The 21281-nt window shown below is 72.5% G+C and carries 20 protein-coding genes; 11 read left to right on the top strand and 9 right to left on the bottom strand.

Annotated features, from left to right (window positions below; all coding sequences use genetic code 11):
- Positions 1-322 precede the first annotated feature (322 nt).
- Entirely contained in the window at positions 323-994 is a 672-nt protein-coding gene (locus WMF12_RS43255; protein WP_437854546.1) for a hypothetical protein, read from the top strand.
- A gap of 155 nt (positions 995-1149) precedes the next feature.
- The gene (ggt, locus tag WMF12_RS43260) at positions 1150-3039 is read left to right on the top strand and encodes a gamma-glutamyltransferase (RefSeq protein ID WP_437854547.1); all 1890 of its coding nucleotides are present in this window, start codon (positions 1150-1152) and stop codon (positions 3037-3039) included.
- A 94-nt stretch (positions 3040-3133) separates the two neighbouring features.
- On the opposite strand, the gene WMF12_RS43265 is transcribed toward ggt, so the two are convergent.
- The gene (locus tag WMF12_RS43265; RefSeq protein WP_437854548.1) at positions 3134-3877 is read right to left on the bottom strand and encodes a universal stress protein; all 744 of its coding nucleotides are present in this window, start codon (positions 3875-3877) and stop codon (positions 3134-3136) included.
- Between the two features lie 182 nt (positions 3878-4059).
- Here WMF12_RS43265 and purB point away from each other — a divergent pair, with 182 nt between their 5' ends.
- Complete coding sequence (gene purB / locus WMF12_RS43270; RefSeq protein WP_437742554.1) at positions 4060-5358, top strand: adenylosuccinate lyase; 1299 nt, start codon at positions 4060-4062, stop codon at positions 5356-5358.
- Positions 5359-5405: 47 nt separating this feature from the next.
- Positions 5406-7202, top strand: a complete 1797-nt coding sequence (locus tag WMF12_RS43275; RefSeq protein ID WP_437854550.1) for a DUF885 domain-containing protein — start codon at positions 5406-5408, stop codon at positions 7200-7202.
- 10 nt (positions 7203-7212) lie between these two features.
- Here WMF12_RS43275 and WMF12_RS43280 read toward each other — a convergent pair whose 3' ends face one another.
- The 4 genes from WMF12_RS43280 to WMF12_RS43295 form a co-directional block, all read right to left on the bottom strand.
- Positions 7213-8091 (bottom strand): 5'-3' exonuclease, encoded by an 879-nt coding sequence (locus WMF12_RS43280; RefSeq protein WP_437854551.1) that lies wholly within the window; start codon positions 8089-8091, stop codon positions 7213-7215.
- 21 nt (positions 8092-8112) lie between these two features.
- Positions 8113-9693 carry a lactate racemase domain-containing protein gene (locus WMF12_RS43285; RefSeq protein ID WP_437528366.1) on the bottom strand — a complete coding sequence of 527 codons (1581 nt, stop codon included), beginning with the start codon at positions 9691-9693 and terminating at the stop codon, positions 8113-8115.
- Between the two features lie 75 nt (positions 9694-9768).
- Positions 9769-10431 (bottom strand): HAD family hydrolase, encoded by a 663-nt coding sequence (locus tag WMF12_RS43290; RefSeq protein ID WP_437742556.1) that lies wholly within the window; start codon positions 10429-10431, stop codon positions 9769-9771.
- 129 nt (positions 10432-10560) lie between these two features.
- Entirely contained in the window at positions 10561-11328 is a 768-nt protein-coding gene (locus WMF12_RS43295; protein ID WP_437854552.1) for a phosphoadenylyl-sulfate reductase, read from the bottom strand.
- Between the two features lie 78 nt (positions 11329-11406).
- Here WMF12_RS43295 and WMF12_RS43300 point away from each other — a divergent pair, with 78 nt between their 5' ends.
- Genes WMF12_RS43300 through WMF12_RS43310 form a run of 3 tightly spaced genes read left to right on the top strand, consistent with a single transcriptional unit; the run spans position 11407 to position 13797 of the window.
- On the top strand, positions 11407-12393 hold the full coding sequence (locus WMF12_RS43300) for an ArsA family ATPase (protein ID WP_437854553.1): 987 nt from the start codon (positions 11407-11409) through the stop codon (positions 12391-12393).
- 9 nt (positions 12394-12402) lie between these two features.
- A complete protein-coding gene (locus tag WMF12_RS43305; protein ID WP_437854554.1) occupies positions 12403-13611 on the top strand; it encodes a hypothetical protein in 1209 nt (402 codons plus the stop codon).
- A gap of 33 nt (positions 13612-13644) precedes the next feature.
- Positions 13645-13797, top strand: a complete 153-nt coding sequence (locus WMF12_RS43310; protein WP_437854555.1) for a hypothetical protein — start codon at positions 13645-13647, stop codon at positions 13795-13797.
- Here WMF12_RS43310 and WMF12_RS43315 read toward each other — a convergent pair whose 3' ends face one another.
- Positions 13798-14823, bottom strand: coding sequence for an NADP-dependent oxidoreductase (locus WMF12_RS43315; RefSeq protein WP_437854556.1), 1026 nt, complete (start codon positions 14821-14823; stop codon positions 13798-13800).
- 203 nt (positions 14824-15026) lie between these two features.
- On the opposite strand from WMF12_RS43315, the gene WMF12_RS43320 reads away from it, so the two are divergent.
- The 4 genes from WMF12_RS43320 (at position 15027) to WMF12_RS43335 (ending at position 18418) form a co-directional block, all read left to right on the top strand.
- A complete protein-coding gene (locus tag WMF12_RS43320; RefSeq protein ID WP_437854557.1) occupies positions 15027-15881 on the top strand; it encodes a M55 family metallopeptidase in 855 nt (284 codons plus the stop codon).
- Between the two features lie 94 nt (positions 15882-15975).
- Complete coding sequence (locus tag WMF12_RS43325) at positions 15976-16896, top strand: hypothetical protein (protein WP_437854558.1); 921 nt, start codon at positions 15976-15978, stop codon at positions 16894-16896.
- 111 nt (positions 16897-17007) lie between these two features.
- Complete coding sequence (locus tag WMF12_RS43330) at positions 17008-17487, top strand: GNAT family N-acetyltransferase (protein WP_437854559.1); 480 nt, start codon at positions 17008-17010, stop codon at positions 17485-17487.
- A 484-nt stretch (positions 17488-17971) separates the two neighbouring features.
- The gene (locus tag WMF12_RS43335; protein ID WP_437854560.1) at positions 17972-18418 is read left to right on the top strand and encodes a hypothetical protein; all 447 of its coding nucleotides are present in this window, start codon (positions 17972-17974) and stop codon (positions 18416-18418) included.
- 138 nt (positions 18419-18556) lie between these two features.
- Here the strand turns inward: WMF12_RS43335 and WMF12_RS43340 are convergent, their stop codons facing one another.
- The 3 genes from WMF12_RS43340 to WMF12_RS43350 form a co-directional block, all read right to left on the bottom strand.
- A complete protein-coding gene (locus tag WMF12_RS43340) occupies positions 18557-19357 on the bottom strand; it encodes an MlaE family ABC transporter permease (RefSeq protein ID WP_437296096.1) in 801 nt (266 codons plus the stop codon).
- A 187-nt stretch (positions 19358-19544) separates the two neighbouring features.
- The gene (gene tsaE, locus WMF12_RS43345) at positions 19545-20096 is read right to left on the bottom strand and encodes a tRNA (adenosine(37)-N6)-threonylcarbamoyltransferase complex ATPase subunit type 1 TsaE (RefSeq protein WP_437854561.1); all 552 of its coding nucleotides are present in this window, start codon (positions 20094-20096) and stop codon (positions 19545-19547) included.
- A 3-nt stretch (positions 20097-20099) separates the two neighbouring features.
- On the bottom strand, positions 20100-21239 hold the full coding sequence (locus tag WMF12_RS43350) for a hypothetical protein (protein WP_437854562.1): 1140 nt from the start codon (positions 21237-21239) through the stop codon (positions 20100-20102).
- Between the last annotated feature and the right edge of the window lie 42 nt (positions 21240-21281).

A 21281-nucleotide genomic window follows, 5' to 3' on the forward strand; every position in this document is an offset into this window, starting at 1 on the left:
ATCATGGGACCGTGAACTCGGAGATACGCTGTGGCCGATCGGTCACGAGCAGCGAGACTTTTTTCTTGGGAAATGCTTCAAAGGGTGGCGCTGGTCGTCCGATTGCAACACCTGCGGAGACCACACGCGGATCCCGCGCTCTGAACCCAGGAGAATTGGCATGCGACGGACCATTGCTCAGCTTTTTGTGAGTGCGTTTACTTTTGCGATCCCTCTGGCCATCGCCTCGTCGGCGTCGGCGGCGCCCGGCCCGGAGGCTTGTGGAAATATCCAGCTCGCAGCGAGCGCAAACTGCGAGTTTCGTACCTCGGGCGGCTGCGAGGTGAGCTGCACGCCGGTCAACCTCACGGCGGCGTGCGCCGGGAAATGCGAGGGCGAGTGCAACGCCAGCGCGAGCGCCGACTGCAACGTCGACTGCTCCGGGGAATGCAAAGCTGATTGCACCGTCGATCCCGGAAGCTTCGACTGCAAGGCGAGCTGCTCGGCCAGCTGCAAGGGGGACTGCAGCGCCAAGTGTTCGGCGAGCGCCAGCGGCAGCGGCTCCCAGGCGGAGTGCGAGGGGGCCTGCAAGGCGAGCTGCGACGGCGAGTGCGGCGCGAGCTGCGAGGGGACGCCGCCGAGCGCGGATTGCCAGGCAAAATGCGACGCGAGCTGCGAGGGCGAGTGCAAGGCCGAGGCGAACTTCGACTGCGACATCGACTGCAATGCGGACTGCACGGTCGATCTCCAGGGCGGGTGTGAGGCGAAGTGCTCGGAGCCGGAAGGCGCCCTGTTCTGCAACGGTCAGTATGTCGACGTCGTCGGGAGCCTCCAGGACTGCCTCGATTACCTGAGCACGCTCGAGATCGAGGTGAACGCCCACGCCGAGGCCGAGGCCAGCGTCTCCTGCGCCGCCGCGCCGGGGTCCTCATCCGCGCCGTTCGCGGGCACCGGGCTCGCGGCGCTCGTCGCTGGCGTGGGCGTGGCCGCCGCGCGCCGCCGCAAGCGGTCCTGAGCGAGGCCCGGCGTTCCTGACGGCGCGCGCCGGAGGCGGATCCGGCGCGCGCCGGCTGCGCCCCCTCGCGTCCTGAACGAATCCCCCAGGCCGGGTCGCCCCGCGCGGCCCGGCCCGGCTCTCTCCGGCACCGTAGTAGATTCGCGCGCACCCTGATGACCTTGCCCCGTCGTTCGAAGCCGCGCTGGGCGCTCGCCCTGGCGCTGCTCGCAGGCTGCGAGGCCCGCACGCCGCCCGCGCCGCACCCGGCGGCGCCCGCGGCCTCGGGCGCGCCGGCCATCGCCAGCGCGAGCGCCGCGCCGCAGGCCGCGAGCGCCGCGGCGGCGCCCGCGGCCGACGCCGCGGCGCCGGAGCCGACGCCGCCGGTGCCGCCGATCGCGCTCGCCTCGGGCGGCCCGCGGGCGGTGCGCGGCGACGCCGGGCTCGTGACCTCGGTCGAGGAGCACGCGACGCGCGCGGGCGCGGACGTGCTGCGGCGCGGCGGCAACGCGGTCGACGCCGCGGTCGCCGTGGCGTTCGCGCTGGCGGTGACCCACCCGAGCGCGGGCAACATCGGCGGCGGCGGCTTCATGCTGGTCCGCCTCGCGAACGGCGAGACGCAGGCGATCGACTTCCGCGAGGCCGCGCCCGCGTCGGTGACCACCGAGTCGAACATGGCGATGGTGCGCGCCGGCGCGTACGGCTATGCGTCCGCCGGCGTCCCGGGCTCGGTCGCCGGCCTCGCCCTGGCCCACGAGCGGTTCGGCACCCGCCCGCTCGCCGAGCTGCTGGCCCCGGCGATCTCCCTCGCGCGCAAGGGGCACCGCCTCGGCGCGCGGCAGGCGCTGACGCTGCGCTGGGCGTGGCCGCGGCTGAAGGCCGATCGGGCCGCGAGCGCCATCTGGGGGCGGGGCAAGGCGCCGGTCGCCCAGGGCGAGCTGGTGCGGCAGCTCGATCTCGCCCGCACCCTCGAGACGCTCGCCGCGGAGGGGCCGCGCGCGTTCTACGAGGGCGCCATCGCTCGGCAGATCGCCGGCGCGATGCGCGAGCGCGGCGGCCACATCAGCGAGAGCGACCTGCGCGCCTACCAGGCGAAGTGGCGCGCGCCCCTCCGGTTCTCGTACCGCGGCTTCACCGTCGACACGATGCCGCCCCCCTCGATGGGCGGCGTCGCGCTCGCGGAGATGATGCTCACGCTCGAGCGGCTCAAGGCGCACGAGGCGCCCGCCGACTCGGGGCTGTCGCTGCACCTGTTCGTCGAGGCGGCGAAGCGGGCGTACGCGGATCGGCGCAAGGTGAGCGCCGACCCCGATTTCGTCGCGCCCGAGACGGCGCAGCTGCTCGCGCAGCTCCTCGACGGGGCCTACCTGATGCGCCGCAGGCCGCCCGTCGACCCGGAGCGGGCCACGCCGGCGGGCGACATCGCGGCGCCCCTGGGCGCCGTCGCGCAGGAGTCCCCGCAGACGACGCACTTCTCGGTGATCGACGCGCAGGGCAACGCGGTCTCGTGCACGACCACCCTGTCGGCGAGCTTCGGCGCGAGGATCGTGATCCCCGGCACGGGCATCCTGCTCGCCAACGCGATGGGCGCCTTCTCCGAGACGGGGATCAACGCGGTGGCGCCGGGCAAACGCATGGCGAGCTCGATGACGCCCACCCTCGTGAGCCGCGACGACAAGGTCGCGCTCGTCCTCGGATCTCCTGGGGGCGACACGATCCCGAACACCGTCGCGCAGGTCCTCCGCAACCTGGTCGATCACGGGATGACCATCGACGAGGCAGTCCGCCACGCGCGCATCCACCACCAGTGGATGCCGGATCGCGTGCGCGTCGAGCGGCTGACGCCTCCGCCGCAGGCCGCCCTCGACGACCTCGCGCGGCGAGGGCACGTCCTCGTGATGGACCCGATGCCGATCGGCGACGCGAACAACCTCCTCGTCGACGCGGCCGGCGTCGCGTGGGGCTACGCGGACACGCGCGAAGGGGGCAAGGCCGAGGGCGTCAGCGCGCCGGACAAGCTCGACCCGGCGGCGCAGGCCGACGCTCAGCCGTCGAGCGCGCGGTAGTCCGTCGCGCGGGCATCGAGCGCGCGGTAGCCCGCGCCCGAGCGACACCGAGCGCGCAGATCGAGCGCTCGGTGGTCCGCCGCGCGCCTCCGCGTCAGCGCAGCCTGGGGTCGTAGTTGGCCGCGTCGGCGTCGTCGTCCTCCTTGGGGCGCACGACGACGACCGGGCACGGCGCGTTCCGCGCGATTCGATCGGCCGTCGAGCCGCCGAAGAGCCGCTGCAGGGGCGACTGCGGGTGCGTGGCCACGACGATGAGATCGGCGCTGAGCTCTCGGGCGAGCGAGACGATGGCCCGGTCCGGCCGGCCCGTGCGGAAGTGCATCGCCATCAGCCGGGCCTGGCCGTCCGCGAACCGGTGCTGGAGCACGCGGAGCGACGGCGGCGACGACGCGCCCGGCGTCGTCACGTCGCGCACTGCAGGGGCGACCTGCCGCGGGCCGATGACCACCGCGTGGATCTCCGTCTCGCCGCGGAGCGCCGCCAGATCGAAGGCGAAGCGCCACGCCCGCCCGCCCGGCTCGGACAGGTCCATCGCGACCACCACGATGTACGGCTTCACCCGGCGACCCCCGCGCACGCTCGCGCGGGTCTCGCTCGCGGGCGCCGGCTCGTTCACGACAGCCGGCGCGCTGGCAGCGGCGGCCGCGCCGCCAGCGCGCCCCGCCGGCTCGCGGCGCCCAGGCTCGGCCCGCGGGGGAAGCGGCGCCTGGCTGACGGCGTTCGGCTCGCTCGCCCCTGCGGGCAGCGTCTCTGGCGGCGCGTCGCCCGCCGCGTGGGGCGTGCGGGCGAACGACCTGCCCTGATCGGCGCGCGCAGGCGCCGGTGCTTCGGTTGGCATCGCGCCAACGTTTGCCGCGCGCCGCGCGTCCGCAAGCGCCCCGCCCGACGGCGCGGGTCGCGCGCGGCGCGGCGCGGCGCGGCGCGCGCAGGCGAGCAGCGCGAGCCGGCCCCCGCGCGCCCGGACCTCCCTGGACCACTCCATCCTTGACGCACCCTCCAGACCTTCGCAGCGTCCCGCCCATGATCCCCCGCTACACTCCTGCTGAATTCGAAGAGCTCTGGTCGCCCGCCACCCGATTCTCGACCTGGCTCGAGGTGGAGCTCGCCGCTTGCGAGGCGATGGAGGCCGAAGGGCTCGTGCCCGCCGGCATCGCGAAGGGGATCCGCGCGAAGCAGCTCTCGCTCGATCCCGCGCGGATCGAGGCGATCGAGCGCACGGTCAAGCACGACGTCATCGCCTTCCTGACGCACGTCGAGGAGCTCGCGGGCGAGGGCGCGCGGTGGCTGCACCGGGGGATGACCTCGAGCGACGTGCTCGACACGAGCCTCGCGGTGCTGCTCGTCCGCGCGACGGACCTGCTCTCGGCGCGGCTCGACAAGCTCTGCAGCGCGCTCGCGCGGCGCGCGGACGAGCACCGGCGCACCCCGATGATCGGCAGGAGCCACGGCATCGCCGCCGAGCCGATCACGTTCGGCCTGGCGCTCGCCGGCCACCTCGCGGAGATGAAGCGCGGCAGGGCGCGCCTGCTCGCGGCGCGCCAGGCGATCGCGGTCGGGAAGATCGCCGGCGCGGTCGGCACGTACGCGCACCTGTCGCCGCGCATCGAGGAGCGCGCGCTCGCCGCCCTGGGCCTGCGCCCCGAGACGGTCTCGACGCAGGTCGTCGCGCGCGACCGCCACGCCGAGCTCTTCACCGCGCTCTCGCTCATCGCGGCGGGCATCGAGCGGCTCGCGACCAACGTGCGGCACTGGCAGCGCACCGAGGTCCGCGAGGCGGAGGAGCGCTTCACCGTGGGCCAGAAGGGCTCGAGCGCGATGCCCCACAAGCGCAACCCCATCCTCAGCGAGAACCTGTGCGGCCTCGCGCGCATCGTGCGCGCGGCCGTGATCCCGGCGCTCGAGAACGTGCCGCTGTGGCACGAGCGCGACATCTCGCACTCGTCGGTCGAGCGGATGATCGCGCCCGACGCGACCTCGACGCTCGGGTTCATGCTCGACCGCGCCGCCGGGCTCGTGGAGGGGCTGGTCGTCTACCCCGAGAAGCTGCGCCAGAACCTCGACAGCACGGGCGAGCTCTTCTTCAGTGAGGCGGTGCTCCTGGCGCTCGTCCAGAAGGGCAGGCCGCGGCAGGCGGCCTACGAGCTGGTGCAGCGCTGCGCGATGCGCGCGATCGCGGGCGAGGGGCGCTTCCGCGACAACCTCGACGCCGACGCCGACGTCGCGGCGCTGCTCGCCCCGGACGAAATCGCGCGCTGCTTCGACCTCGACCACGCGCTCTCGCACGTAGACACGATCATCGATCGCGCGCTCCGCGACTGACCTGCGGCGTTGACCTGCGCGGGCCGGTTTGACAGGCTCGCCCCGTCATGGCCGCACCCACACCTGTCCGCTCGCGCTGGCGCCGGCTCGCGGCGCTCGCGCCGCTCGCAGCGCTCGCCGCCTGCAGCGGGAGCGCCTCGGCGCCGCCTCCTTCTCTCGGCGCGGCGCCCCCTCAGGCCGCGGCGCCCCCTCAGGCTGTGGCGAGCGCCGAGCCCACGCGGCCAGCGGAGGCGCCGCGCGAGCCGTTCACCGCGCTGCGCGATCGGATCCTGCGCGAGTGGGTCGCGGACGAGCCGGCCTTCGCGCGCTCGCGCGGGCTGCACGAGCAGGACGGCAAGGTCTCCGACTACGCCGCCGCGGCGATAGAGCGGCGGCTCGCGCGCCTCGAGCGCGACCGCGCGGCGCTCGCCGCCGTCGACGCCGCGGCGCTCTCCCCGGACGAGGCGCTCGACCGCGCGCTGCTGCTCCAGCAGATCGACCTCAAGATCTTCACCGGGAGGGACGTCGAGGAGTGGCGCCGGCGGCCGCAGTTCTACGGCGATCTGTTCGGCGTGAACCACTACCTCGATCGCGCGTACGCGCCGCTGCCCGAGCGCGCGCGGCGCCTCCTCGAGCACGAGAAGGCGGCGCTGGCCCAGGCGCCGCGCGTCCTCGAGAACCTCGTGAGCCCGATGCCGAAGCCGGTGATCGAGGTCGCCGTGAAGATCTTCCGGGGCTACGCCGAGTACCTGCGCGGCGACGTCGTCAAGCTGCTCAAGGGCGTGGGCGATCCCGCGTTCCAGGCCGATTTCGAGAAGACGAACGCCGCGCTCGCCGACGCGGCGGAGAAGCTCGCCGAGCACCTCGCGAAGGTCGAGCTGCCGAAGGGCGACGCGAGCCATGTGCTCGGGGAGGCGCGGTACCGGAAGCTCCTCCTCGCGCAGGAGGGGCTCTCGATGCCGCTCGCCGAGTTCAAGAAGATGGGCGAGGACGACCTCGCGGCGAACAAGGCGGCGTACCAGGAGCTCGCCAGGAAGGTGAAGACCTCCCGGCCGAAGGCGGAGCAGCTCCTCGCCGAGGCGACGCGGATGATGGAGTCGGCGCGCAAGTTCCTCGTCGACAAGGAGATCGTGAGCCTCCCGTCCGACGAGCGGGCGATCGTGAAGGAGACGCCGCCCTACATGCGCTGGAACGCCGCCTTCCTCGACGCGCCGGGGCCGTTCGAGCGGAAGGGGCTCGAGGCGTTCTACTACATCACGAAGCCGGACCCCTCGTGGCCCCGGAAGGAGCAGGAGGAGTACGTGATGCCGCGGGGCACGCTGCTCTCGACGACCGTGCACGAGGTCTACCCGGGGCACTTCGTCCAGGGCCTGTGGGGGAACCGGGCGCCGACGGAGACGCAGAAGATGTTCGGGAGCTACTCGTTCGTGGAGGGCTGGGCCCACTACGTCGAGCAGATGATGATCGAGCAGGGGTTCGGCAAGGAGGACCCGCAGAGTCGCCTCGGCCAGCTCGCGGACGCGCTGCTGCGCAACTGCCGGGTGGTCGTGTCGCTCGGGGTGCACGCGGAGGGCATGAGCCTCGACGAGGCCGAGCGCCGCTTCGTCGACGACTGCTTCCAGGACCGCGCGACGGCGCGGGAGCAGGCGGTGCGCGCGACGTTCGACCCCGGCTACTTCGCCTACACGCTCGGCAAGCTCCAGATCCTGAAGCTCCGCGAGGAGGCGAAGGCGGCCCTGGGCCCGGCGTTCTCGCTGCGCCGCTTCCACGACGCGCTCCTCTCGCACGGCTCGCCGCCGCTGCCGCTCGTCCGCGAGCGCGTGCTCGCCGAGCTCAGGGCGCCGATGAGGAAGCAGGCTTTATAAAGGCCCCGCTCTAAGGTGCCCAGCGCGTCGGTCGCGCCTTCAGCGTGCGCACGTCCATCGCGTCGCACCACGCCTCGAAGCGGTCGCGCGGCACGCCGCGGAAGCGCAGGTCGTCGAGGCCCTCCGCGAGCGGCACGTCGGTCCGGAGCGTCGCCAGCGTCCGGTAGAGCAGCGCGTCCTCCCGCTGCTCGACCAGCGCGCGCGCGATCCGGTCCGCGCCGCGCACCGCCACCGACCACGCGGCCGGGTCGTCCGGGATCTGCTCGATGTGGCCGTAGGCGCCGAGCAGCGCGGCCGCCGTCCGCTCGCCGATGCCTGCCAGGCCAGGGATGCCGTCGGCGTCGTCCCCCGTGAGCGCGAGGAAGTCCGGGATGCTCGCCGGCGCCACGCCCCGCGCGGCGCGCATCGCCGCCTCGTCGACGACCTTCTCCTTCCGGCGGTCGACCTGCACGACCCGATCGCCGGCAAGGCACTGCCCGAAGTCCTTGTCCGGGCTGAGGATGCGCACCTGCTCCACCGCGCCCCGGAACCGCGCCGCCGCCGTCGCGAGCGCGTCGTCCGCCTCGAACGCGTCCATCGACCAGACGACGACCCCGAGCGCGCGCACCGCCGCCTCGACCGGATCGAACTGCTGGCGCAGCGCGGGATCCATCCCGTCGTCGCTCTTGTACCCGGCGAACAGGTCGTTCCTGAACGAGCGGATCGGGTTGTCGAACGCGACGGCGAGGTGCGTGACCTCCTCGTCTGCGTGGTGCAGGAGCGCGAGGAGCGAGGCGACGACGCCCACCGTCGCCTTCGCGTCCCAGCCGCCGGGCGCGCGGTGCTCGGGCCGCTTGGAGTAGTGGGCGCGGAAGAGCTCGTAGGTGCCGTCGATGAGGTGCAGCCGCACGGTGGCACCTCCGCGGGCGCGCTAGGCCGTCACGTCGGCCATGAAGATCGGCGGGGTGTGCAGGGCCAGGATCTCCGGCGCGGGCGGGGCCGACTGCTTCGCCATCCGCAGCGCCTCGTCCATCGTGCGCGCCGTCTCCCAGCCGAGCAGCTGCGGGATGTACTCGTTGTCGGCGCCGACCACGATCATCCGGCCGATGTGCTGCCGCCCCGCCTCGCCCCAGTACCACATGAAGAACGGGTGGGTCGGGTGGTACGCGTGCCCGAAGCGGTACATCTCGATGTACGCGGGGTTCTCGGAGAACTTCTTCTCGTACCGCTTGTGCAGCTCCATCGCGTCCCGCGTCTCCGGCAGGAGCCGGTGCACGAACTCGATGTACGGGGCGTGGTGCTCGTTGTCGAACAGGTCGGTGCAGGGGTGGAGGATGATCATCGTCCCCCCCTTCTTGAGCATCGGCGCGCCGCGGTAGAGGTTGAACAGGTAGCCGTTCGCCATCACCTGCACGAGCAGCGGGTTCAGGAACGAGTTCACGTTGTACGGGCTGATGTACGGGATGCCCGTGATCAGGATGTCGGCCTGGCCCGTGACCGGGACGAGGTACTGGTCGAAGCTGCGCTTCAGCGTGTGCTCGTGGACGGCCTCGGTCTCGCCGGCGAACACCCCGGTCACCCCGAACGGCGAGGGGACGCGCTGGAAGATCGCCTGGCGCGCGGGCTGCGGCACCTTGGAGAGCGTGAAGCGGAGGGCGCGCAGCGCGCTCTTCTCGCCCGCGCTCAGGTCGTCCTCGTTCTTCGCGAGGAACTCGAGCGGGCGATCGAACATGCGGTTGTTGATCGTCGTCTCGATCGTGAAGACGTTGAGCTTCTTGTTGGCCAGCCGGCCCATGCGCTCGACGCTCGTGTGCAGCGCGGAGCTCTTCGGATCCATGTACGAGTAGCAGTCGCGCATCACCCGCGGGTTGTGGTGCGCGCGCAGGCTCCGGTACCCGCACAGGCCGACGGCGACCGACTTGTGCCCGCCGTCCATCGGCACGAGGTTGAGGTTCACGTAGATCACGAGGTCGCTGTCGACCGCGCGCTTGTTGAGCTCGACCTCCTCGCCGACGTCGGTCGTGCCGACGTACTTCATGTTGGCGGCGTTCTCGGCGTCGTGGTTGTAGAGCCTCTTCGGCCAGTAGGCGTTGAAGATCCGGTCGCCGACGATGTGGCGGACCTCCCAGTCCTTCATCCGCCGGTGGACGCTCGTGGCGATGATGATCTCCACGTCGTCGACGCCGTAGTCGGCGAGCAGATCGAGCACGATCGTGAGCACCCGCTCGCGGATGTCGGGGCGCTTCATCTGCGGCAGCGGCAGCGAGATGTCGTCCACCGCGATCGTGACCTTCATCCCCGGGCGGAGCTTCGCGTAGAGCGGCTCCGAGTTGTACGGGTGGTTGATCGCGTAGCGGATCGCGGCGTCGACGTCCTTCAGCGGCTCGATGGGCGGCTTCGCGTAGAGCACCCGGGTGCCGGTGGGCAAGTCGACCTCGACCAGCTGGTCGCCTGAGAAGAGCACCCGGGGGGCGCTGCGGCTGTCTAGCGTGACGACGCAAGGATGGCTCATGGGACCTTCAGAGCAGGGGGTGCGACGTGTTGGGCTGGGTGGTGGCCTCCCGCCGCCGGCGGGGGGAGGCAGGGGTCATGCGGCGAGGTGGAGGATCGGCCAGTGGTACGCCTGCGCCAGCATCTTGAGCTTGCGGTCCGGGTTCACCGCCGCCGGGTAGCCGACGACCGAGAGCATCGGGACGTCCGAGTAGCTGTCCGAGTAGGCGAAGCACTCGTCGAGGTCGTGCCCGTGCGCGTGGGCGTGCTCGCGGATGAGCCGCGCCTTCTCGGGCCCGGCCACCACCGGGCGCAGGAGCTTGCCCGTCGCGAACCGGTCCTTCACCTCGAGGCGGTTCGCGATGATGCCCGTCGCGCCGAGGTGATCGGCGAGCAGCTGCATCAGGAAATCCAGCGCGCCGGAGATGAGGACGACGTCGTGCCCCTTGTCGAGGCTGCACTTCACGAGGTCCCGCGCCTTCGCGTAGATCGCCGGCTTGAGCACCTTCGCGAACGCCTCCTCCGCGAGCGCCACGAGGCGATCCTCGGAGACGCCCTCGAACGAGCTGAAGAGCAGCTCGTTGAAGAGGCGCCGATCCTGGAGCTCCGCCATCGCCATCCAGGGCGCCTTCACGATCGCGCGGCCGAGCTTCGCCAGGCTGTGCATCGGCGTCGGCTGGTTCAGCATGTAGAACACCGTCGGGTGCACGAGGTTGGTCGTGACCAGGGTGCCGTCTACGTCGAAGTAGCTCGCCGGCATGCGGGGCAAATCTCCCTGCATGCCGTTTGAGTCAAGATCGAGCTGCCGCGAACCGGTATTCGCAGGCGATCGTCACGCCGCGTCGAGGTGCCACGCCGCGTCGATGGGCTCGTGCAGGTCGTCGGGCCGTCACGCGGCGAACAGGCGCTCGTACCGGTCGTCGAGGTCGACGCCGCCGTCGGTGTCTCCCCGGTCCACCGGGTTGATCCCGCAGTACTCGACGCTCGCCAGGTGGCGCCAGCGCCCGGCGCGCTCGGGCTCGTCGGGCAGCACCGGCGTCGTGCAGGGGAAGCAGCCGATGGTGCGGAAGCCCATCCCGTGCAGCGGGTTCTCGAGCGCGTCCTCGTGCGCGGCGAAGTACGCGTCGAGCTCCTCGCCGGTCAGCGACGCGAAGGGGTGGACGCGGAGCGTGTTGTTCGCGGGGTCGAGGCCGAACGGCGCGACCTTGGCGCGGGCGCCGCCCTCGCCCCGCCGCAGCGCCGCGACGAGCGCGTCGTAGCGGCCCCGGATGGCGCTCAGCGGGGCCGATTTGCGGAGGTCGCAGCAGCGCTCCTGGCCCTCCTTCGAGAGGTAGAGCAGCCCTTCCTCGCGCGTCTGCTGCGCGAAGCTGCGCTCGGGCGAGAGCGTGACGACGCGCAGGTTCGGGTGGGTCCGCGCGAGCTCGTCGCGCGTGGCGAGCGTCTCGGCGTGGAGCACGCCGGTGTCGACGAAGACCACGTCGAAGGAGAGCCCGGCGCGGTCGGCCATGTGGCAGAGCGCGGTCCCGGCGCGCTGCATGCTGCTCATGATGGCCGCGCGCGGGCCGAAGGACTCGCGGACGAAGCGGAGGAGCTCGACGGGGGACGCGCCCTGGAAGCGTCGGTTCAGCGGCTCGAGGTGTCGCTCGGTGATGCGCATGAGCGATGCATAGCAGAGCCCGTTTCCTTGATCCGGGTTGCCTTCGCCTGAGCTTGCGCGTAACTCCGCTGGCGAGGAATGACCAGCGTCTATCAAGCCTCAAAAGCGGGCGGTCTCGGCCAGGACCTGCCGGAGCTCGAGCGCCGGCGCTTCCTGTTCGTGACCGGCAAGGGAGGGGTCGGGAAGACGACGATCTCCGGCGCCCTCGCCCTCGCCTTCGCCGCCCGCGGCAAGCGCGTCCTCGTCGCGATGTGCCACACGAAGGAGCGGCTCTCCGCCATCCTCGGCTCGAAGCCGATCGGCCCGGAGGTCATCCAGGTCGCCGAGCGCGTGTCGGCGGTGAACATCGCGCCGGACAGGGCCCTCCGGGAGTACGGCGAGATGGTCCTGAAGATGCGCGCCGCGGCCGATCTCGTCTTCGACAACAAGTACACGCGCACCTTCTTCCGCGCGGTGCCCGGGCTGTTCGAGTGGGCGATGCTCGGCAAGGCGTGGTTCCACACGACGGAGCTGCTCCCGGACGGCTCGAACCGCTTCGACGTGGTCCTGCTCGACGCGCCCGCGACGGGGCACGGGGTGGACATGCTGCGGGTGCCGAAGGTGATCCTCGACGTGGCGCCGCCGGGCATCCTGCGCCGGGACGCCGAGGCGGCGTGGGCGATGTTCAGGGATCCCGCGCGGAGCGGGGTCGTCGTCGTGACGCTCCCGGAGGAGATGCCGGCGACCGAGACCGTCGAGCTCGTGGCGGAGGTCCGGGGCGACCTTGGCCTGCCCGTCCACCGGGTGATCATCAACGGCGTGCTGCCGGCGCTGTTCTCGCCCGAGGAGCAGCGGGCGCTCCTGGTCGACCCGGCGCGCCTCGACATCCAGGCGCCGGCGCGCGCCGCGGACACCGTCGAGAGCGCCTTCGTGGCCGGCGCGCGGCGGGCGATGCGCGAGTCGGTGCAGCGCGAGAGCCTGGCCCGCCTGCGCCGCGATCTCGACCTGCCCACCGTGATGCTGCCGTTCCTCTTCGACGAGGCCTCCACGGTCGCCGGCACGCGGATGCTGGCCGAGCGGCTCTGACGGAGGCCGATGCCGGCGCCCCTGCTGCGAGCGAGCCCGCTGCTCCGCGATGGACGCGCGCTGCTCGACGCCGATCGCCTCGTCCACGCGGGGGTCGCCGACCGGCGCGCGAGCTTCGAGCTCGCCTTCGCCGCGATGCCGCCCCACACGGGTTTTCTCGTGGTCGCGGGGGTCGAGGCGGCGCTCGAGGCGCTCGCGGGGGACGGCGCGCGCTTCGACGCGGCGGCGGTCTCGGCGGCGCGCGCGGCGTGTGGCCTGAGCGACGCGCTCGAGGAGCGGCTCGCCGGCGCGCCGCTCTCGGTCGACATCGACGCGATGCCCGACGGGACGATCGCCTTCCCGGGGACGCCCGTCGCCTCGGTCGAGGGGCCGTTCGTCGAGGCGCTGCTCGTGGGCGCGCTGCTCGCTCCGGCGCTCCGCCGCGGCACGGCCGCGGCGACGCGGGCAGCGCGGCTCCACATCGCGGCGGGCGGCGGCGACATCATCGACGGGTCGTCGGCGAGCGTGCCGTTCGCCGACGAGGCGCTCGCGCTCGCCCGCGCGGCGCACGTGGGCGGCGCCGTGGCGACGACGAGCGCGCTCGCGGCCACGGCGCTCGGCATCCCGTTCCGCTGCGAGGCGGGGATCGACCTCGGCGAGCTCGCGCCGCCGCCGTCCCCGCTCGAGGGCCGCTGGCCCTGGTACGCCGATCCGATGGTCGACCTCGGGGGCGATGACGAGGAGGCGCTGCTCCTCGAGGCGAGGCGCGTGGGCACGAGCGCGGGCGGCTGGGTCGCGTCGGGGCTCGGGGAGGCCGTCGAGGGGCTGCCGGCGGCGCGCTGCGAGCTCGTGGCGCTCGAGGAGGCGGGCGCGTGGGCGCTCCGGCAGGGCGCGAGCGATCGCGGGGACGTGATCGCGGGGCGGAAGATGGTGGCGCGCTACTACGACGAGGCGGGGCGCGCGGCCTTCGACGTGATCCACCTCGCGCACGAGCGGATGCTTGCGCCGCGCGCGCTCGGGGTCGCGAGGCTCGCCCCGCTCGCGCGCGCGGCGATGCGCGGCGGGCGCGCGCTCGAGTTGCCGGAGCCGGCGAGCGCCGGGCGCGAGCGCTCCCTGGCGGCGCGCCAGCTGCTGCCGGACGCGGTCGCGCTCCTGCGCGCGCCGGCGAGGTACCCGGTGCAGCTCTCGCCGGCGCTGATCGCGCTGCGGGAGCCGGATCCGCCGGGGGGGCTGCGGTAGTTTCCTGGTGAGCTCGAGATCTCGCTGGCGCTGGTGTTTCAGCGCCCGCTCGGGGGGGATGCGACCTATCCCGCGCGATATGGCCGCCTGGCTCTCTGCTTCATCGACTACGCCGCCGAGCTCCCGTACTTCAGGGATGAGGCCCTGCTCCGCCTCGTCGACATGGGCGTGCGCCGGCCTGGCTGACTACTCGGAGACCTTGATCAGCAGCTTTCCGATCTTGTTCGGCTGGAAGAGCATCGCGAGCGCATCCGGGGTGTTCTCGAGGCCTTCCACCACGCGCTCGCGCCAGGTGATCCTGCCCTCCTTGATCCAGCCGTGGATCTTCTCGAAGGCCTCGGGGAAGCGCGCTTGATGATCGACGATGACGAAGCCCTGCACCCGGAGACGCTGCATCAGGATGAGCGGGAAGCGCACAGGCCCCGGGCGGGGCTGCTTGTCGTTGTAGGTCGAGATGAGGCCGCAGATCGTGACCCTGCCAAAGAGGTTCATCTTGTCGAGCACGGCGTCCAGGATGTCGCCGCCTGCGTTCTCGAAATCGATGTCGACACCATTCGGACAGGCGCGGTCGAGCGCCGCCGCGACATCCTCGGTGCGGTAATTGATGCAGGCGTCGAAGCCGAGCTCCTCGGTCACATAGCGGCACCCGGCGTCGCTGCCGGCGATGCCCACCACGCGACAGCCGGCGATCTTGCCCATCTGGCCGACCAGGGAGCCCACGGAGCCGGCGGCGGCGGACACGACGATGGTCTCGCCGGGCCTCGGCTGCGCGATATCGAAGAGGCCGACGTAGGCGGTGAAGCCGCCGGTCACGTGAAGTGGGCAGAGGAAGGCGCCGAGCGGGACGTCCAGCGCGGGCAAGCGCGTGAGGGCGAGATCGCCGGGAGCCGCGACGTTGTAGTCCTGCCAGCCGAGGAGGCCGGAGACGAGGTCTCCTACGCCATAGTCGGGGTGACGGGAGCGCTCGACGACGCCGACGCCGAGCGCGCGCATCACCTCGCCCTGGTTCACAGGCGGCATGTATTGCTTCATGTCGCTCATCCAGAGCCGGTTCGTCGGATCGACGGACAGGTAGCGCGTGCGGACGAGGACTTCGCCGTCGCCAGGCTCCCGGACCGGCGCCTCGCGGAGCTCGAAATGGCTGCGGTCCGGCGGGCCCTCGGGGCGCGCCTTCAGGATGTAGTGGCGGTTGGAGAGGGACGAGGTGCTCATCATGCGAAGCTAGACGCCCGGAGGCTCCACCGGAAGATGCAAGCCGATGGCAAGGCGGTGACGTATGGGCTCACAGCGTCCGCACGGTCGGGCTGTCGCGCTCACCTCGCCGCTGGCCCCTGCGTCCTCACCCCGTTGCGCTGGAACGACGCCGGGGCCATTCCCCTGGCGTGACCGCCGCGGCGGCGCGAGGAGGGACACCGATGTTCGTGCTGATCTCGATCGATCTGGAGGGGTGCGCGGGGGTGGTGCATGTCGACCAGACGCGCCGGGACGGCGGCGATTACGAGCGCGCGCGGCGGTGGATGAGCCGCGAGGCGAACGCCGCCGCGCTCGGCGCGTTCGAGGCGGGGGCCACGCGGGTGGTCGTCAACGACAGCCACGCGGACATGCGCAACCTCCTGTTCGAGGAGCTGGAGCCGCGCGTCGAGGTGATCTCGGGCGCGCTGAAGCCGCTGTCGATGGTCCAGGGCGTGGACGCGGGGCCGCCCGACGCCGCGTTCTTCGTCGGGTACCACGGGGGCGCGGGGCTGCGCGCGAGCGTGCTCGATCACACCTATTACGGCGCGGTGGTGGGCGAGGTCCGGCTGCACCCCGCGAACAGCGCGGCGGATGATCCCGGGCTGTGGGTCGACGAGGCGGCCATCAACGCGCTCGTCGTGGGGGAGGCGGGGGTGCCCGTGGCGCTGGTCACGGGGGACGAGGCCGTGACGGCGCACGCGCGCGAGAGGTTCCCGGGCGTGACGACGGTGGCGGTGAAGGAGTCGATCACGCGGTACAGCGCTCGGTCGATCCACCCGGACGAGGCGTGCCGGCGGATCCGGGCCGCGGCGAGCGAGGCGCTGAGGGGGCTCGCGCGCGTGCGGCCGTACACGCTGCCGCTGCCGATCGGCGTGACGGTGGCGCTGCTGACGACCGCCTACGCGGATGCGGCGGAGATCGTGCCCGGGGTGATCCGCCTGGACGCGCGCCGCGTGCGTTACGTGGCGCCGAGCGCGCGCGAGGTGCTGCGGGCCGTGCTCGCGATCACGAAGATCGCCGGGACGGTGGTGGTCTGAGGGGGCAGCCAGGCAGGGAGAGCGGGCGATCTGCTCCTGAAGGCGGCCGGTTGGAGCCCGCGCTGGGCCCGCGTAGCGTGTCGAGACGTCTCCGATGGATCCTCGCGCGCACGATCGCCCCATCCGGCTCGACGTCGATCGCCTCGCCGTCCCCGGAGTGATCGGCGTCCGCGCTCGGGCGAGCCTCTCGTTCGGAGGCGCGCTCCACGTGGCGCTCGGGCCCGACGCAGGGTTTCCGGAGTTCCAGCAGCTCGACGACTGGAAGTCCGACCTCCCGCTCGTCGACGCGCGTGCCCTCGCGCCCGAGCTGCGGGCGGAGGCCGGGATCCGGCTGCCGGAGGAGCGCCTCGCGGAGATCGAGGCGCTCGATCGCGAGATGGCGGAGCTCGACGTCCCGCCGCTGAGCGACCCCCGAGAGCTCGACGCCCTCACCCTGTTGAGGCGCGCGCGGCTGCACGCGCTCGACGCCGCCCAGCGCCGCGCGCTCGAGGCGCGCGGGGCGCCGTTCTGGGTCGCGGGGTATACGCGGCACTCGGACACGCTCTGGGCGCACCGGATCGGTGGGTCCGCGCCGTTCCAGGCATGGGTATCCCGCCATGATACGGAGCGCCGCGCCGCGGAGGCCGCGGGGGAGCCGCCCGGCTGGATGGGTCGCGCCCGCTTCTTCGACCTCTGCCGGACGCGCTGGGCCGATCGGGCCCTCCGCGCGCTGACCGGAGGGGCGGTGAGCGAGCCAGGGCTGCTCTTCGGGCGGCGATGCGCGGCAGGGTGGGACTGCGGGGAGATGGTGGAAGACGAGATCGCGCGCGCCGTGCTCGACGCGGCCGCTGCGATGGCGGCCGGAGCAGAAGAGGTGACGCTCCCCCTGCACGGGCCGGCGCGGCGCGTGCGAATGCACGCGTTCGCGATGCAGGTGTGGTCGATTCACCCGCTCGACGCGCCGAGTGAAGGGCCGTGGCCGACGCGCCTGATCGAGGTGCCGGCCGAGGACGTGTGGGTGCCCGTGGCGGGCTGACTCCGCCGGGCGCGACCAATTGGATCTAGCCTGACGCCTGACGCGTGTCCGGTGTCGACAATGCGGAGCGGTATGTTCGCGCCGACGAGGGAAGGCGCTACGATCGGCCCGATGACGGCGCGGATCGAGCAGCTGCGGCCCGGGGATGGCGCCCGGTGGCGAAGCATCCGCTTGCAGGCGCTCGAGGAGGCCCCGCACGCGTTTGGCACGACGTACGGCGAGGCTGCGCAGTGGAACGCCGCTCGCTGGGAGGCGCAGGTGGTCGAGTTTGCGACGTTCGTCGCAGTTCTCGATGGCCGCGATGTCGGCGTGGTTCGGGGCGCGGCCCACCGGAGCAGCGACCTGTGCGAGCTGATCAGCATGTGGGTTGCCCCAACCGCGCGACGCCAGGGAATTGGCGCACAGCTGATCGACAGTGTCGCGGCGTGGGCCAAGGCCGTCGGCGCCACCGCGCTGGTGCTCGACGTCGTCGCGGCCAACGCACCCGCCGTCGCCCTGTACGAGCGCACCGGCTTTCTACGGTTGGACGGCGCGTCGATGGGTGAGCTCGCCCCAAGCGAGATCCGCCTTGTCCGGTCACTGGTGACGTAGTCGGTGAGCTGAAGACGCTTGCGGCACGCTGCCAACACACCTCTGCAGGTTGCCCTGGGACATCGAGGACCTTGCGTGGTGAGTACGTGACATGTGAGCAAATGGACTGCCGCCCAACAAGGCGTTGCGGCTGTCGATCCCGTCGGTCGGCCTTCGGCCTCCCTCTGGCGCCCGCAGCTGAACGCCAGTACGTTGGGTGGGCAGGACAATGGACAGGTGCGCGTCGATGTTTCCCGCTGGTTGGTTCACGTCCGGTCCCGACGTGCTTTGGGGCATGTCTTCGACCTACGGGTTCGTTCCCTACGAGATCCTCCCAGTATTGCCTGCTGTACCGTTCGATGGTTCGTTCGGTTGGCTACCCCCTCTCCCCGCTCGAAGGAGCCCGCTCACCTACGAGGAAGAGCACGGCGATGGCTCACTGGCGTCCTTACCCCGATTGCGTACCGAAGCGCGAGGTCGGGGACTCGAAATACCCGAAGTGTTCATGCGATTCGTTGCGACGCCTGCCATCTACGAGCGGGTTCCCAGCATCACTGGCTGCTTCCTCGAGTTCTCGATGGGCGTGGTAAGGGACCCTTCATCGTCACGCGGTGGGATGCTGCGGTTCTTGAATGATTCCCAGGGTTGCGCCTTCTGGTACCTCTATATGACCCCCAGCGGCGATCATTGCATCCTTGCGTCCGACCAATGGCTCGATGGCGGCGACGACGAACAATCGGCGCTGGATCCGCAGCAGTACTTCTGGTGTGCCCAAAGTCTTGAGCACTTTCTCTATCGGTTCTGGCTCGAGGACGAGATCTGGACGCGCGTGAAACGCAAGCAGCCATTATCCCCTGAGCAACAGCAATACCTTGCTGACGCCATCGCGGCGCGTCATCGCCTTCCAGCGCCGTCGCAGCGTATCGACGGTAGCCACCCAACAAGCTGTTGAAGCAGGCGGCCGCGCCTCGTCTTGATCTCTCATCGTCCTTCCTCTCGACCGTGGTGAAGTACCAGGCGCAACCCTCGCTGAGCGCGCGATGAGAGGCGGCCCCTGTGCATCAGGAAGCCGACGGTCCTCCGTCGCGGCTCACATGTCGAGCAAGAGCTGCGTCAGGATGTAGTTCGTGACGAGCACGGTGACGCAGCTCTCGACGACCGCGCGCGTGGTCGCGACGCCGACGCCGCGCGCGCCGCCCGAGGCGTAGAAGCCGTGGCGGCACGAGACCGACGAGACGATGAAGCCGAAGACGCACGCCTTGATGAGCCCCATGGAGATGTCCTTGGGGAGGGCGAAGTCGCGGATGCTCTGGAAGAACGCGCCCTCGTCGCCGCCGAGCCAGAGCACGGCGACGAGGTACGAGCCGCACATGCCGACGCTCGTGTACAGGATGCAGAGCAGCGGCAGCATCACCGTCGCGGCGAAGAGCCGGGGCGAGAGCAGGTACTGCACGGGGCTCACGCCCATCGTCGCGATCGCGTCGATCTGCTCGGTGACGCGCATGTTGCCGAGCTCCGCGGCCATCGCGCTGCCGGCGCGGGCGGTGACCATGATCGCGGAGAAGACCGGCGCGAGCTCGCGGGCCAGCGAGACCGCGACGAGGCCGCCGACGCGGCCCTCGGCGCTGAACGCGCGCAGCGCGTAGGACGTCTGCAGCGTGACGACCATGCCGCTGAAGACGCCGGTCAGGCCGACGATGAAGACCGACTGCGCGCCCATGAAGTCCATCGCCGCGAGGAACTGGGCGGGGCGGAACGGCGGGCGCACGAGCCAGACGATCGTCTGGAAGGTGAGCGTGACGATGTTGCCGATGTTGTCGAGGAACGCGAGGACCGGCTCCAGCGCCCTGTCGAGCAGCTGGCCGCGGCTGGTCTCAGCGCCTTCCTTCACGGTGCGCTCTTGTACCACGCAACGCCGCCGCGCACGGGGCCGGGCTCGCGACGACCCCGCGCGCCCGCTCGCCCGCGCTGCGACGCGCGCTTCGCGCCGGCGCGTGGATCGAGCCGCCGGTCGAGCCCGCCCGAGGGCACAGCGATCCCCCGCTCGCCCTCGCCAGGCTCCGGCCGCTCGACGCGCTTCACGCAGCGCCCGGTCCGGCTCCGCGCGATCCGACGGAGCCGCGCCGCAGCTCGTCCTCCAGCGCCGCGAGCACCTCGCCGCTCCGCGCGCCGGTCGCCCTGATCTCGGCGGCGCGGCCGGGCGCGGCCGGGTCCTCGGGGGCGGCGAGGTGGATCAGGAGCGCGTCGCCCCCGAGCGCCTCCACGAACGGCTCGCCCCACTCCACCACGACGAGCGCGCCCTCCGCGCGGCGCTCGCGCAGCCCGAGCTGGGCGAGCTCCGCGGCCGCGCCGTCGCGCGCGCCCTCCGCGGAGGACGCGCCCCCGAGGCGGTAGGCGTCGGCGTGCGCGATGGGGACCCGGCCCTCGTGCTCGTGGACCAGCGTGAACGTCGGGCTGGTGATCGGGAGCGCCGGCGGGACGCCGAGCGCCCGGCAGAGGGCGCGGGCGAAGAACGTCTTCCCGGCGCCGAGATCGCCGGCGAGGACGACCAGATCGCCGCCCGCGAGGCGCGCGGCGAGCGCCCGTGCCAGGCGGATGGTGCTGCGGCGGCTCGGCAGCTCGATGCGCATGCGTCAGAACCGGACCCCGGCGCCGAGCGTCGCGCCGACCAGCAACAGGGAGCCGCCCCCCGTGGGAACCCACCGGAGGTTGCCGAGCTGGGCCTCGAGCTGCACCGAGGGGCTCAGCGCGAGCGCGACGTCGAGCGACGCCCCGAGCACCGGGTGGACCTCGAGATCGCCGTGGTATGTCGTGAGATCGGGGCCCACGGCGCCGGGGGCGGACCTGAAGAACGCGCCCGCGCGGAGCGACGGGCCGAGGTGGAGCGGGAACGCGCGCCACGCGCCGTCGTGCGGCGTCAGGCTGGGCGTCAGCAGCAGGCGCGCGCCGCCCTCGATCCAGCCGGCGAAGGGGCCGGCCAGGTTGCCGCCGCCGCCGGCGAACAGCTCGAGCCCGCGGTCGCCGGGCGCATAGGCCACGCGCGCCTCCCCGACCAGCGAGGCCGCGCTGCCGCTCGCGCCCGGGAGGCGCGCCGCCGCGACGGCCAGCCCGAGCGACGCGGACAGGGCGACCCGGCGCCCGCCCGAGTACGCCGGCCAACCGCGCTCCGGCCCGAGGGGATACGCCATCAGCACCTCCTTCGCGGGCGGCGCGGGCGGCGGCGCCGGCACCGGGGGCAGCACGATCGCCCCGCCCGCGGACGGAGGCGGAGGCGCGCTCGCCGGAGCGGAGCGCGCGGCGCGCTCCCAGGGGAGCTCGCCGGCGCCGACGCCCTCCGGGCGGAGCAGGACCGCCAGCATCTCCTGCGTCTGCCGGGCCTCTTTACCCCGGTCGACCTCCCTGGCGACCGACTCGACCCGGCCCGTCGACGCGAGGTACGCGGTGAGCTCGATCCGGGTGGTCGTGACCGCAGGATCGACGGTGCCGGTCAGGACCCACTCCGCGCCCGTCCGCGCGCCCACCGCGCGGTACTCGTCCGCGCTGTCGGCGACGCCATCGGCGACGTCCTTGAGCGCGGCAGCGACCGCGCCGTCCGGCGCCGTGGCGTGGCCGAGGGCGGCGAGCCCGCGCGCGACCTCGGCCTGGGCGGCGCTCCGGGCGGCCTCGTCGGTGCCCCCGCGCGTGGGGAGCAACGCCACCCGATCGGCGAGCGCGGCAGGGGCGATCGCCAGGAGCGCGGCGGCGGCGGCACAGGAGAGGGCTCGGCGGATCATGCGGCGCCATGCTACGCCCGCCGGCAGGCCGGAGCAGCCCCG

Origin of the sequence: Sorangium sp. So ce363, assembly GCF_051520435.1 — a bacterium.
In the GTDB taxonomy this organism is placed as follows: domain Bacteria; phylum Myxococcota_A; class Polyangia; order Polyangiales; family Polyangiaceae; genus Sorangium; species Sorangium cellulosum_B.